The 13,399-nt window shown below is 73.9% G+C and carries 12 protein-coding genes; 11 read left to right on the forward strand and 1 reads right to left on the reverse strand.

What is annotated here, in order from left to right; genetic code table 11:
• The first annotated feature begins 41 nt into the window (after positions 1-41).
• The 3 genes from ABT123_RS04215 (at position 42) to ABT123_RS04225 (ending at position 2,103) form a co-directional block, all read left to right on the forward strand.
• Positions 42-1,190 (forward strand): acyl-CoA dehydrogenase family protein, encoded by a 1,149-nt coding sequence (locus tag ABT123_RS04215; protein ID WP_351309541.1) that lies wholly within the window; start codon positions 42-44, stop codon positions 1,188-1,190.
• Positions 1,187-1,588, forward strand: coding sequence for a RidA family protein (locus tag ABT123_RS04220; protein WP_351309544.1), 402 nt, complete (start codon positions 1,187-1,189; stop codon positions 1,586-1,588). Before ABT123_RS04215 ends, ABT123_RS04220 begins: the two co-directional genes overlap by 4 nt.
• A 155-nt stretch (positions 1,589-1,743) precedes the next feature.
• Positions 1,744-2,103 (forward strand): hypothetical protein, encoded by a 360-nt coding sequence (locus ABT123_RS04225; protein WP_351309547.1) that lies wholly within the window; start codon positions 1,744-1,746, stop codon positions 2,101-2,103.
• 69 nt (positions 2,104-2,172) lie between these two features.
• On the opposite strand, the gene ABT123_RS04230 is transcribed toward ABT123_RS04225, so the two are convergent.
• The gene (locus ABT123_RS04230; protein ID WP_351309550.1) at positions 2,173-3,540 is read right to left on the reverse strand and encodes an aminopeptidase P family protein; all 1,368 of its coding nucleotides are present in this window, start codon (positions 3,538-3,540) and stop codon (positions 2,173-2,175) included.
• Between the two features lie 178 nt (positions 3,541-3,718).
• Here ABT123_RS04230 and ABT123_RS04235 point away from each other — a divergent pair, with 178 nt between their 5' ends.
• The 8 genes from ABT123_RS04235 to ABT123_RS04270 all read left to right on the forward strand — a co-directional run bounded on the left by ABT123_RS04235 (position 3,719) and on the right by ABT123_RS04270 (position 13,387).
• Positions 3,719-6,073 carry a collagenase gene (locus ABT123_RS04235; RefSeq protein ID WP_351309553.1) on the forward strand — a complete coding sequence of 785 codons (2,355 nt, stop codon included), beginning with the start codon at positions 3,719-3,721 and terminating at the stop codon, positions 6,071-6,073.
• A gap of 66 nt (positions 6,074-6,139) precedes the next feature.
• On the forward strand, positions 6,140-7,312 hold the full coding sequence (locus ABT123_RS04240) for an NAD(P)/FAD-dependent oxidoreductase (RefSeq protein WP_351309556.1): 1,173 nt from the start codon (positions 6,140-6,142) through the stop codon (positions 7,310-7,312).
• A complete protein-coding gene (locus ABT123_RS04245) occupies positions 7,309-7,623 on the forward strand; it encodes a (2Fe-2S)-binding protein (RefSeq protein ID WP_351309559.1) in 315 nt (104 codons plus the stop codon). The genes ABT123_RS04240 and ABT123_RS04245 overlap by 4 nt, the downstream gene beginning before the upstream one ends.
• Positions 7,604-9,331: an FAD/NAD(P)-dependent oxidoreductase gene (locus ABT123_RS04250; RefSeq protein WP_351309561.1), complete on the forward strand. Its 1,728-nt coding sequence runs from the start codon at positions 7,604-7,606 to the stop codon at positions 9,329-9,331. The genes ABT123_RS04245 and ABT123_RS04250 overlap by 20 nt, the downstream gene beginning before the upstream one ends.
• Before the next feature lie 76 nt (positions 9,332-9,407).
• The gene (locus tag ABT123_RS04255) at positions 9,408-10,331 is read left to right on the forward strand and encodes a dihydrodipicolinate synthase family protein (protein WP_351309564.1); all 924 of its coding nucleotides are present in this window, start codon (positions 9,408-9,410) and stop codon (positions 10,329-10,331) included.
• Between the two features lie 17 nt (positions 10,332-10,348).
• On the forward strand, positions 10,349-11,353 hold the full coding sequence (locus tag ABT123_RS04260; protein ID WP_351309567.1) for a proline racemase family protein: 1,005 nt from the start codon (positions 10,349-10,351) through the stop codon (positions 11,351-11,353).
• On the forward strand, positions 11,350-12,408 hold the full coding sequence (locus ABT123_RS04265) for a proline racemase family protein (protein ID WP_351309570.1): 1,059 nt from the start codon (positions 11,350-11,352) through the stop codon (positions 12,406-12,408). The genes ABT123_RS04260 and ABT123_RS04265 overlap by 4 nt, the downstream gene beginning before the upstream one ends.
• Positions 12,409-12,418: 10 nt before the next feature.
• Positions 12,419-13,387: an ornithine cyclodeaminase family protein gene (locus ABT123_RS04270; RefSeq protein WP_351309573.1), complete on the forward strand. Its 969-nt coding sequence runs from the start codon at positions 12,419-12,421 to the stop codon at positions 13,385-13,387.
• Positions 13,388-13,399: the final 12 nt, after the last annotated feature.

A 13,399-nucleotide genomic window follows, 5' to 3' on the forward strand; every position in this document is an offset into this window, starting at 1 on the left:
GGTTACGACAGTCAACTGAACGCGATAAAACAGGGGACCGGATGCCCGTATTCGCGCTTGAGACCGAACAAGAGGAATGGGCCGGGCGGCTGCGCGCCCTGGCGGTCGACCGGCTGCGGCCCCTCGCCGAGAAGGGTGAGCCCGGCCGCGTCAACCGGCCGCTGCTGGCCGCCCTGGGGGAACTGGGCCTGCTGGAGCGGCTCTTCGGCTCCGGGGCGCTGGAGCTGTGCCTGCTGCGCGAGTCGCTGGCCTACGGGTGCACCGAGGCGGAGACCGCACTGGCCCTGCAGGGCTTGGGCGCACACCCGGTGCTGACCGCCGGCAACGCTGCCCAGCAGGAGCGCTGGCTGCCGGCCGTACGGCAGGGCACGGCGGTGGCCGCGTTCGCGCTGAGCGAGCCGGGTGCCGGGTCCGATGCGGCGGCGCTGGCCCTGCGGGCGGAGCCGGACGGCGGGGGCTGGCGGCTGTCCGGCGAGAAGCGGTGGATCTCCAATGCGCCGGAGGCCGATTTCTACACCGTGTTCGCCCGGACGGGGGAGGCGGCGGGCGCCCGCGGGGTCACCGCCTTCCTGGTGCCGGCCGACCGCCCCGGGCTGACCGGCGAGCCGCTGGACATGCTCTCGCCGCATCCGATCGGCTCGCTGGCCTTCGACCGGGTGCCGGTCGGCCCCGAGGACCTGCTGGGGGAGCCCGGCCGCGGCTTTGCGGTGGCCATGAACACCCTCAACCTGTTCCGGCCGAGCGTGGGCGCCTTCGCCGTCGGCATGGCCCGGGCGGCCCTGGACGCGGCCCTGGCGCACACCGCCCGGCGGGAGGCCTTCGGCGGGGTGCTGGGCGACCTCCAGGCGGTGGCCCACCGGATCGCCGAGATGGCCACCCGCACCGAGGCGGCCCGGCTGCTGGTGTACGCGGCGGCCGGAGCGTACGACCGCGGCTCGCCGGAGGTGCCGCGGCGGGCGGCGATGGCGAAGCTGCTGGCCACCGAGACCGCGCAGTACGTGGTGGACCACGCGGTCCAGCTGCACGGGGCGCACGCCCTGCAGCGCGGCCATCTGCTCGAGCACCTGTACAGGGAGGTGCGGGCGCCGCGCATCTACGAGGGGGCGAGCGAGGTGCAGCGCACGGTCATCGCCCGGGAGCTGTACCGCGACGCGGCGGGCGCGGCCGGGGTGGCGGGGGTGGCCCGGTGAGCCTGGAACGCGTCAATCCGGCCGAACTGTCCCCGCCGGCCGGTTTTTCGCACGCCGTGGTGGCGGCGGCCGGCTCGCGTCTGGTGCTGCTGGCCGGGCAGACCGCGCTGGACGGGGCGGGCGCGGTGGTGGGGTCGACCCTGCCCGAGCAGTTCGAGCGTGCACTGGCCAATCTGCTCGGCGCCCTGGCGGCGGCGGGCGGCACGCCGGACCGGCTCGCCCGGGTCACCGTGTACGCCGTCGACGTCGCCGACTACCGCGCGCACGCGGCCGAACTGGGGCGGATCTGGCGGCGGTTGGCGGGCCGGGACTATCCGGCCATGGCGGTGATCGGTGTGGTCCGGCTGTGGGACGAACAGGCATTGGTGGAGCTCGACGGAATCGCCGTACTCGACTGAATGTTCGACTGCTTTTGACAGTGGGCGGGGACGGGGGGACGGTGGAAATGCCCCCTAGGCACACATCCGTCAACTATGTTCGGAGGTGCATGAACATGCGCCCTAGGATCGGTGCGGCAATCCTGGCAGGGGCCGCCGGGGTCACCCTTGGCCTCATGCCCATGAGCGGCGCTTCCGCCGCCACTGCCCCGCAGACCCTCCCGTTGGTTCAGACCGGCGATGGCTGCGGCGACGGCTACCGAGGCTACGGCGGCGATGGCTGTGGTGACGGCGACCATGGTGGCTGGTACAACGACCGGACCGGGTACGGCGGTTATAACGCGTACTGGAACGGCGACGGCCACGACGACGACTGGGACGACGACGGCTACGGTGGCAACGGCCACTGGAAGGACTGGGGTCGCGGCGGTCACGGCGGCGACAACGATGACGACTGGGGCGGTTATGGCGGCCACGGCGGCTATGACGACGACGATGACTGGGGCGGCGGCTATGGCGGCCACGGCCACCACTAGCCACCACTAGTCACTTAGTCCCCACCAGTCCGCCGGGCCACCGGTCCGGCCAGTTACCGCGGAGGGCGGTCAGCCCTCCAGCAGGTTCCCCATCCACTCCTCGATTCCCGCCACTGTGCGAGGCAGGGCGCCCGACATCAGTCGGGCGCCCTGGGCCGTGATGACCAGGTCGTCCTCGATGCGGACACCGATGCCGCGCAGTTCGGCCGGGAGCGTGAGGTCGTCGGGCTGGAGGTAGAGCCCGGGCTCGACCGTGAGCACCTGGCCCTCCTCCAGCACCCCGTCCAGGTAGGTCTCGGCGCGCGCCTTGGCGCAGTCGTGGACGTCCAGGCCGAGCATGTGCCCGCTGCTGCACAGGGTGTAGCGCCGGTGCAGATCGCCCTCGGCGTCCTTCAGTACGCCCCACTCGGCCAGGCCCTCGGCGATCACCCGCATGCCGGCCTGGTGGAAGTCCCGGAAGCTGGCCCCCGGCCGCAGTGCCGCCATGCCCGCCTCCTGGGCGGCCAGCACCAGTTCGTACACCTGGCGCTGGACGGGGGAGAAGCGCCCGGAGAGTGGCAGGGTGCGGGTGATGTCGGCGGTGTAGAGGGTGTCCGTCTCCACCCCGGCGTCCAGCAGGAGCAGTTCGTCCCGGTCCAGCCGGCCGTCGTTGCGGATCCAGTGCAGTACGCAGGCGTGGGCGCCGGAGGCCGCGATGGTCTCGTACCCGGTGCCGTTGCCCTCGGCGCGGGCGCGCAGGCCGAACACCCCCTCGATCCAGCGCTCGCCGCGCGGGTGTGCGAGGGCGCGCGGCAGGGCCCGTACGACGTCCTCGAACCCGGCGGTGGTGTGGTCCACGGCCAGTTGCAGCTGTGCCACCTCCCAGGCGTCCTTGACCAGCCGCAACTCGGAGAGCACGGTGGCGAGTTCGGTGTCGGTGGCGGCGTTCCGGCCGGTCGGGGCGAGTGTTTCCAGGTCCGCGCAGCGGATGCCGGTGAGGCGTTCGGCCTCGGCGAGGTCGGGGCGGCGGCCGACCCAGAACTCGCCGTAGCGGCGGTCCCGGAAGAACTCTTCACTGCCGTCCGCCCGGGAGGAGCGGGGCCGCAGGTGGAGGACGGCCTCGTGGCCGTGCGGGCCGGCGGGCTCCATCACCAGGACGTGGCCGGCCTGGTCCTCTCCGGTGAGGCCGGTGAGCCAGGCGTAGGCGCTGTGCGGGCGGAACCGGTAGTCGCAGTCGTTGGACCGGACCCTGAGCTCGCCGGCCGGGATGATCAGCCGCTCGCCGGGGAAGCGGGCGGAGAGCCGGGCCCGTCGCGCCGGGGTGACGGCGTGGGCGGCGGCGCGGGCCGAGTCCGGGAGGGGGGAGGCGGCCCACCCTTCGCTCATGAAGCGGGACAACTCGGCTGATACAGGCAGATCGTGGCTGCCGATATTGAGGCGCGCGGAGGCGTCGGACACGGGGGCTCCCCAAGGTGATGCGAACTGGTGGGCGCACAGGTCTTGTCAGTGCAATTTCACATTACTATGTTACAGCTCACACCGCGGAGCGTTAACGGCCGTCAAATGCCGTGCAACGCAAGGCAGTTCAGGCACTACATCCCCCACCTCCCACCCCCACCAGGAGTTCTCGGTGTCCATGAGCAGAGTTGTGCGCTCCTCCCTCCTCGCCACCGCCGTGGCGGTCACCCTCGTCGCCTCCGCCGGGCAGAGCGTGACCCAGGCCGCGGAACAGGCCGCCCCGGTGCCCGCCACCTTCGCCGGTGCCCAGGCCGCGCCGGCCCACGGCGAGAACCCGTTCGACGAGGTCCAGCGCCTGGCCACGGCTCCCGAGGTGACCCCGGCCCCGGCGCCCGCCCCCGGCGGCACCAAGGCCGAGGGCAAGATCCCCGGCCCGGCCGAGGACACCCGGTCCGAGAAGGCCCGGATGCGGGCGCAGCAGGCGGCCCCCGCTGCCCGCGCCGCCGGCGTCCCCTGCACGCTCGAGGGAGTCGCGAACCTCGGCCCCGAGCAGTTCGCCGACTTCCTCGCCGACCCGGCGGTGACCGCCGACGGCTGTCTGAGGAACATCATCTGGACCTGGGACGCCCGTCTCGCGCCCCTGATGTCCGACGCCCACGTCCAGGCCGTCTCCCGCCGGATATCCAGCCTGGCCGCCTCGCACGACGGCAGTAACTCCTCCCATCTGGAGGAGATGTTCACCTACCTGCACGCGGTCGTGTACCACGACTTCTCCCGCGGGGAGATCGACGTCACCGACGCGCCGACCGTCGAGGCCATGCGGAAGGCCGTCGCCGACTTCGGCAGCGCCGCCCGCACCTTCGACGTCACCCCGTCCAACGCCCGCACCCTGCGCGAGGCCCTGTACGCCGCCTCCGGCCCCGGGCTGCGGCAGCACCAGCTCGGCCTGATCAAGAAGGTGCTGGCCACCATGGGCCCGGACCACCCGGCCACCCACCACGACACGGCCTGGGCCGGAGCCGCGCTGGCCGCGCTCTCCGTCAACTACCTGGGCGTGTACCCGGGCAACCAGGACACCGCTTTCCACACCGCGGCGGCCGGCGACGCCTCGTACCGGGCGGCCTTCAAGGCCCTCGCCGGATACACCCACCTCAAGGGCACCTCCAACGCCTGGGTGGTGCGGGACGGGCTCAGCGAGTACGGCCGCTTCGGCCAGATCCAGGGCCTCAAGGAGCCGGTGGCCGCCGACCTCGGCGGGCTGCTCGGCCAGGTGAAGAGCGACTGGGGCGGCGGCAGCCAGCAGTGGGCCGCCCTGGTCTCCTGGCTCAACTTCTACGAGGCCTGCAAGCCGTACGGGGTGTGCAAGGAGGACATCGAGCGCGAGATCTTCCCGTACACCTACACGTACGACAACGGCGCCATCAAGGTCCGCACCGGTCTCCCGCAGGCCACCGTCGACAAGCTGTACTACGCGAGCAAGCAGGTCAAGGCGCAGTACCACCGCGTGCTGGGCACCGAGCAGCCGCTGGCCGGCGACCCCAACACCTCGCTGAACATCGTGCTCTACGCCTCGCGCGCGGACTACGAGAACTACCACCCCATCCTGACCGGGATGGACACCAACAACGGCGGCATCTACATCGAGCGCGGCGCCACCTTCTACACCTACGAGCGGCGCGTCCCGCAGGACTCCTCCCTCACCCTGGAGGAGCTGTTCCGCCACGAGTACACGCACTACCTCAACGGGCGGTACGCGGTCCCGGGCTTCTTCGGCGAGGGCCCCTGGTACGAGGGCGACCGGACGACCGCCATGGACGAGGGCACCGCCGAGTTCTTCGACGGCGCCACCCGCGACAACGGCATCGCCGTCCGCAAGTCCCTGGTGAAGAGCATCATCGCCGACACCTCCGGCGGCGGCCCGCGGATGAACGTCGAGCAGATCCTCAACGCCACCTACGAGGGCGACGGATTCCGCTTCTACAGTTACGCGGGCACGTTCTTCGAGTTCCTGTGGGCCGAGAAGCCCTCGCTGCTCCGCGAGATGTACACCCACCTGCGCAACAACGACGTCGCGCAGTACGACGCGTGGCGCCACCGGCTGGGCGCGGACACCTACCTTCAGCGCGACTACGACCGCTTCCTCGACGCGCAGATCGCCAAGGTCGACCAGCTGTTCGTGCCGGACACCACCTTCACGCCCAACGCGCAGCTCCGCGACGCGGCGCTGGACACGGTGAAGTCCTCCTTCGTCACGGCCACGTACAGCACCCCGGACTGTGTGGAGAACGGGGAGCCGGGCAAGCGCCGGTTCACCTGTACCGGCCGGATCACCGCGAACCTGAAGAACTGGCGCAGTGACGACCAGAACTTCAAGGACATGTCCGAGACGGTGGACTACTTCATCCTGGACCGGGCCGGCGCGGCCTCGAACAACCTGGCCGACATGAACTGCTCCTTCGGCCCGGTGGAGATCTGGACGAACAAGGTGGCCGGCACCTCCTCCTACAGCTGTGAGGGCCCGCTCCGCGGCTGAGGGCGGCGCTCTGTGCTGACGTGGAGTCCTCTAGGAATCGGCCAGGCCATGTGACATATTACTGGTGTGCCCAAGAGACTCCACCAGGACACCGCCGCCTCCCCCGACGTCGTGATCATCGGCGCCGGAGTGGTCGGAGCCGCCTGCGCGTACTACGCGGGCCGCGCCGGCCTCTCCGTCGCCGTGGTCGACCGCGGTCCCGTCGCGGGCGGCACGACCGGCGCCGGGGAGGGGAATCTGCTCGTCTCCGACAAGGAGGCGGGCCCCGAGCTCGATCTCGCGCTGCTGTCCACGAAACTCTGGCGCGAACTGGCCTCCGTCCTACCGCCGGAGACCGAGTACGAGCCCAAGGGTGGTCTCGTCGTGGCGCCCGACGAGACCACCCTGAAGGCCCTGCGGTCCTTCGCCGAGGGCCAGCGGGCGGCCGGCGTGACGGCACTGGAGATCGCCGCCGGCTCCCTCCACGACCTCGAACCCCACCTCGCACCGGGCCTGGCCGGCGGGTTCCACTACCCGCAGGACGCCCAGGTGCAGCCCGCCCAGGCGGCGGCCCGGCTGCTCGCGGCCTCGGGCGCCGCGCGGTACCTGGGCGAGGAGGTCACCGAGATCCTCCGCGCGCCTGACGGGTCCGTCCGGGGCCTCCGCACCCCGCGGCGCGAACTGCTCGCCCCCGCCGTGGTGAACGCGGCCGGCACCTGGGGCGGCGCGGTCGCCGCCCTCGCCGGCACCGAGCTGCCCGTGCTGCCGCGCCGCGGCTTCGTCCTGGTGACCGAACCCCTGCCGAGGGTGGTCCGGCACAAGGTCTACGCCGCCGACTACATCGCCGACGTGGCCAGCGGCTCCGCCGCACTCCAGTCCTCGGCCGTGGTCGAGGGCACTCCGGCCGGCCCGGTCCTGATCGGCGCCACCCGCGAACGGGTCGGCTTCGACCGCAGCCTGTCGGTGGAAGCCCTGCGCCGGCTGGCCGCGCAGGCCGCCGCCCTGTTCCCGGTCCTCGCGGACGTCCGGGTGCTGCGCACCTACCACGGCTTCCGGCCCTACCTGCCGGACCACCTTCCGGCGATCGGCCCCGACCCGCGGGTCCCGGGCCTGCTGCATGCCTGCGGCCACGAGGGCGCCGGGATCGGCCTGGCCCCGGGCACCGGCCTGCTGATCGCCGCCGCCCTGACCGGTGCGGAACCGGCCATGGACCCGGCTCCATTCCGCCCGGACCGCTTCCCGAAGGAGACCGCCCGATGAACGCGAACCCGCGCCGCCTGGTGGGCGGGGCGCCCGAAGCGGCGTACACCATCGAGTTCGACGGCCGCGCCGTCCCGGCCGAGGCCGGGCAGACCATCGCCGCGGCCCTGTGGGGAGCCGGCATTCTGGCCTGGCGCACCACCCGTGAAGGGGGCGCGCCGCGGGGGGCGTTCTGCGGGATCGGCAGCTGCTACGACTGCCTGATCACCGTCAACGGGCGGCCCAACCAGCGGGCCTGCCTGGTCCCGGCCCGGGCCGGGGACACCGTCACCACCCAGGAGGGAACCGGCCATGCCGACCTCGCCGTCTGACCCCTCCGGCTCCCCGGCCGGGCCCGCAGCCGGCCCGACGGCCGTGCCGGGCGGCCCCGGGCCGGTGGCCGACCTCGCGGTTGTCGGGGCCGGGCCGGCCGGGCTCGCCGCCGCCGTCACCGCGGCCGACCTAGGGCTGCGGGTCGTACTGCTCGACGCGGGGGACCGCCCGGGCGGCCAGTACTACCGCCACCCGGCACCCGCCCTCGGCGCGGCCCGCCCGGAAGCCCTGCACCACGGCTGGTCCGCCTTCGCGACCCGCGCGGCCAGGCTGCGCGCGCACGAGGCCGCGGGCCGGGTGACGTACCTGCCGGGCCACCACGTCTGGACCGTGGTCCGGGCGGACCCGGCCCCGGCGCCCGGTGGGGCGGGAACGGCCGACCGGCCTGATGCCGGCCCGGAGCGGCCCGCCTCCGGCGGCGGCCCGGACCGTTCCGGGTCCGTGGGGTCCGGACCCGCGGGGCCCGCGGGCGGCGGCTTGGCCCGTTCCGGGTCCGTGGGGTCCGGACCCGCGGGGCCCGCGGGCGGCGGCTTGGCCCGTTCCGGGTCCGTGGCGGCCGGGCCCGGGCCCGCGGCCGGCCCGGGCCCGGACCGTACCGACGGCGGCGAGCCCGGGGTGGCATGGCGGCTGCATGCCGTTGTCGGGCCCGAGGAGCGGGCCGCCGCCGTTACCGCCGGTGCCGTGCTGCTCGCCACCGGTGCGTACGAGCGGCAACTGCCCTTCCCCGGCTGGACGCTGCCCGGGGTGGTCGGCGCGGGTGGTGCCCAGGCCATGCTCAAGGCCGGGCTCGTGCTGCCCGGGAAGCGGGTGGTGGTGGCCGGCAGTGGGCCGCTGCTGCTCGCCGTCGCCGGATCCCTCGCCGCCGCCGGCGCCCGGGTGCCGGCCGTGGTCGAGGCCGGGTCCTATCTCGGTTACGCCGACCGGCTGCCCGCCCTGCTGCGCAACCCCGGCAAGCTCGCCGAAGGCGCGGTCTTCGGCGGGGCGTTGCTGCGCCACGGGGTGCGGCTGCTCCGTCGGCACGCCGTCGTCGAGGCGCATGGCACCGACCGGGTCGAGGCCGTCACGGTGGCCCGGCTGGACGCCGACTGGCGGCCCGTGCCCGGCACCGGGCGCCGCATCCCCTGCGACGCCCTCGCCGTGGGCCACGGCCTGGTCCCGCAGCTGGAGCTGGCCACCGGGCTCGGCTGTGTCACCCGGCTTGCCGCCGACGGCACCCCCGCCCTGGTCCTGGACGCCGAACAGCGCACGTCGGTGCCCGGCATCTGGTCGGCGGGGGAGACGGGCGGCATCGGAGGCGCCCAGCTCGCCCTCGTCGAGGGCGAACTGGCCGCCCACTCGGTGGCCGGCCGGCCCGCGGCAGCGGCCCTGCACCGCCGCCGCGCCCGGCTGCGTGCCTTCGCCGAGGCCATGGGCGCCGCGCACCGGCCCGGGTCCGGCTGGACCGGCTGGCTGACCGGGGACACCGACGTCTGCCGCTGCGAAGAGGTGCCCGCCGGGCGGATCCGGGAGGCCGTCGAGGAGCTCGGCGCCCGGGACGCCCGTACCGTCAAACTGCTCACCCGGGCCGGCATGGGCTGGTGCCAGGGCCGAATGTGCGGCCCGGCCGTGGCCGCCCTGGCCGGTACCGACCCCGGCCCCGACCGCCGCCCGCTGTCCTGCCCGGTCCCCCTCCGCCACCTGGCCGAACTTCCCCCGGACGGCAGCTGATCCGACCCCGTTCCAGGGGTTGTGGCCGCCACATGGCAACCAATAAAATGTCACACACCACACAAGGGAGTCCCTCATGAGCCTTGCGCCCGCCCCCGCCCCGCTTCCGGACCGCCGGCGCCCCTGGCACGGCATCATGGTCGCCACCACCCTGCCGATGCGCCCCGACCTCACCGTCGACTACGACGCCTACGCCGAGCACGTGGCCTGGCTGATCGCCAACGGCTGCGACGGCGTGGTCCCCAACGGCTCCCTCGGCGAGTACCAGACCCTCACCGACGAAGAGCGCGCCCGGGTGGTCCGTACCGCCGTCGAGGCGGCCGGCGACGGCTCCCGCGTCATGCCCGGCGTCGCCGCCTACGGCAGTGCCGAAGCCCGCCGCTGGGCCGTGCAGGCCGCCGAGGCCGGAGCCGGTTCCGTGCTGCTGCTCCCGCCGAACGCCTACCGCGCCGACGAGCAGGCGGTGCGCGCCCACTACGCCGAGGTCGCCGGAGCCGGGCTGCCCGTGGTCGCGTACAACAACCCCATCGACACCAAGGTCGACCTCACCCCGGCCCTGCTCGCCCGGCTGCACACCGACGGCAGCATCGTCGCCGTCAAGGAGTTCAGCGGGGACGTCCGCCGCGCCTACGAGATCGCCGAGCTCGCCCCCGGCCTCGACCTGCTGATCGGCGCCGACGACGTCCTGCTGGAGCTCGCCCTGGCCGGTGCGGTCGGCTGGATCGCCGGCTACCCCAACGCCCTGCCCGCCTCCTGCGCCACCCTGTACCGGGCCGCCGTCGCCGGCGACCTCGACACCGCCCTCCCGCTCTACAAGGCCCTGCACGGTTTGCTGCGCTGGGACTCCAAGACCGAGTTCGTCCAGGCCATCAAGCTGTCCATGGACCTGGCCGGCCGGCCGGGCGGGGCCGCCCGCCCGCCGCGCTTCCCGCTCACCGGGGAGGTCGAGGCCGCCGTCCGCGCCGCAACCGAGAAGGCCCTCGCCGAGGGCCACCACTAGAACTCAGGGGTACCTCCATGCGCACCCGTCACATCTACCACGCGGTGGATTCGCACACCGAGGGCATGCCGACCCGGGTCGTCACCGGGGGAGTCGGGGTGATCCCCGGCGCCACCATGGCCGAGAAGCGGCTCCACTTCATCGAGCACCTGGACCACGTCCGCACCCTGCTCATGTACGAGCCGCGCGGGCACGCGGCGATGAGCGGCGCCATCCTGCAGCCGCCCACCCGGCCCGACGCCGACTTCGGCGTGCTCTACATCGAGGTGTCCGGGCTGCTGCCGATGTGCGGGCACGGGACCATCGGGGTCGCCACCGTCCTCGTCGAGACGGGCATGGTGCCGGTGGTCGAACCGGTCACCACGGTCCGCCTCGACACCCCCGCCGGACTGGTGAGCGTGGACGTCCACGTCGAGGACGGCGCGGCGAAGGCCGTCACGCTCACCAATGTCCCCGCCTTCAGCGTGGGCCTCGGCCTCAAGGCCGAGGTCCCCGGCTTCGGCACGGTCGGCTACGACCTCGCCTATGGCGGCAACTTCTACGCCTTCGTCGAACTCGACGACCTCGGCCTGCCCTTCGACCGGGCCCGCAAGGAGGACCTGCTCACCGCCGGACTCGCCGTCATGGACGCGATCAACGCCGGCCCGGACCGGCCCGTGCACCCCGAGAACCCGGACATCGCCGGCGTCAAACACGTCTACCTGGCCGCCCCCGGCTCCGACGCCGTCCGCTCCCGGCACGCCATGGCCATCCACCCCGGCTGGTTCGACCGCTCCCCGTGCGGGACCGGCACCAGCGCGCGGATGGCCCAGCTGCACGCCCGCGGCCTGCTGCCGCTGCACACGGACTTCGTCAACGAGTCCTTCATCGGCACCGAGTTCACCGGCCGGCTGGTCGAGGAGACGGAGGTCGGCGGGCGGCCCGCGGTCGTGCCGACCGTCACCGGACGGGCCTGGATCACCGGCACCGCCCAGTACTTCCTCGACCCCACCGACCCCTTCCCCGGAGGGTTCCTGCTGTGAGCCCTGACCCCAACCACGAGGCGGGCGCCGACGCCGCCTTCACGGTGCACACCGTCCGCACCACCGACTACCACACCGCCGGCGAGCCCTTCCGGATCGTCACCGACGGCCTGCCGCCCGTCCCCGGCGACACCGTCGCCGAGCGCTGCACCACCGCCCTCGGCCCCGGCGGCTCCGGCACCGCCCCCCGGCGCAGCGCCCTGGACGACGTACGGCGCCTGCTGGTGCAGGAACCGCGCGGGCACGCCGGCATGTACGGCGGGTTCCTCGTCCCGCCCGACGACAACGGCGCCCACCTCGGCGTGCTGTTCTGGCACAAGGACGGCTACTCCACGGCCTGCGGGCACGGCACGATGGCGCTCGGCGCCTGGGCGGTGGACAGCGGGCTGGTCGCCGCCCCGGCGTACGGGGACGCCGAGGTGCGGATCGACGTACCGTCCGGACGCGTCACCGCAACCGTCCACCGGGACGCCGGCCGCACCACCGGCATCACCTTCCGCAACGTCCCCGCCCGGGTCACGGCCCGCAAGGTGCCGGTGGCCACCACCCTCGGCGTCGCCGAGGTGGACATCGCCCACGCCGGCGCCTGCTACGCGGCCGTCCCCGCCCGCGAGTTCGGCCTCGGCGTCACCCGCGCCGAGCTGCCCGCCCTGGTCCGCGCCGGGCAGGAGATCCGGGCCGCACTCGCCACCCACCCCGCCACCTGGCACCCGGACGGCCCCCTGCTGTCCGGGGTCTACGGAGTGGTCCTCTACGAGGAACTGCCCGACACCCCCTTCGGCCCGCACCAGCGCAACGTCACGGTCTTTGCCGACGGCCAGATCGACCGCTCGCCCTGCGGATCCGGCACCTCCGCCCGGCTGGCGCTGCTCGGCGAGGACGGCCGGCTCGGCGCGGGCGAGGACCTGCTCCACGAGTCCGTGACCGGCACGGTTTTCACCGGCCGGCTCCTCGCGGACGGCGTCACCGAGGTCACCGGCACCGCCTACCGGACCGGCGAGCACCGCTTCCTGCTGGACTCCCGGGACACCCTCGGCACCGGATTCCTGCTGTGAAGGACCTGCTGTGAAGGGGACCGTTGTGAAGGACCTCGTCAGGATCGGGGCCGAGGAGATCGGGGGGCTCCTCGGCCCGGTGGCCGCGGCCGATGCCCTGGCCGCGGAGCTGCGGGCGGGCCTCGACCCCGAGACCTGCCCGCAGCGCAGCCAGATCCACGTCCCCGCCGGTGAGCTGCTGCTGATGCCCGCCGCCGCCGGGTCCTGGGCCGGGGTGAAGATCGCCGGGGTGGCGCCGGCCAACCCGGCCCGCGGACTGCCCCGGATCACCGGCGCCTACCTGCTGCTGGACGGGCCCACCCTGGAGCCCGTCGCCCTGCTGGACGGCGCGGCCCTGACCGCCTTGCGCACCCCCGCGGTGTCCGCGCTGGCCGTACGGCATCTGGCCCCCGCCGGCCGGCCGCTGCGGCTGGTGCTGTTCGGCTCCGGACCGCAGGCGTACGGCCATCTCGACGCCCTGCTCGCGGAGCGGGACCTGGCCGAGGCCGTGGTGGTGGCCCGCAACCCCGCGGGGGCCGGCCGGCTCGCCGAGTACGCCGCGGCCCGCGGGGTCCCCCTCGCCCGTACGGGAACCGCGGCCGATGTGGCCGGCGCCGATCTGGTGGTCTGCTGTACGACGGCCCGCGAACCCCTCTTCGACGGGCGGCTGGTGGCCGACGGGGCCACCGTGGTCGCGGTCGGCTCGCACGAGCCGGAGGCCCGCGAGACCGACACCGCCCTGGTGCGCCGCGCCGCGGTGTGGGTGGAGTCGCGCGCGGCGGCCCTGCGCGAGGCCGGGGACCTGCTCGTGCCGGAGGCGGAAGGGGCCATCGGGCCGGGCCACATCACCGGGACCCTCGCGGACCTGGTGAACGGAAGACACCCCGGTCCCGGAGCGGCGAGCTGTCCACAGCTCTTCAAGAGTGTGGGCATGGCCTGGGAAGATCTGGCCGTGGCGGTGGCCTTGTACCGCGCCACCGGGGCGGACAGCGAAACGTGACATTGTACGCTG

Origin of the sequence: Streptomyces sp. NPDC002054 (assembly GCF_040296685.1) — a bacterium.
Classification (GTDB): Bacteria; Actinomycetota; Actinomycetes; order Streptomycetales; family Streptomycetaceae; genus Streptomyces.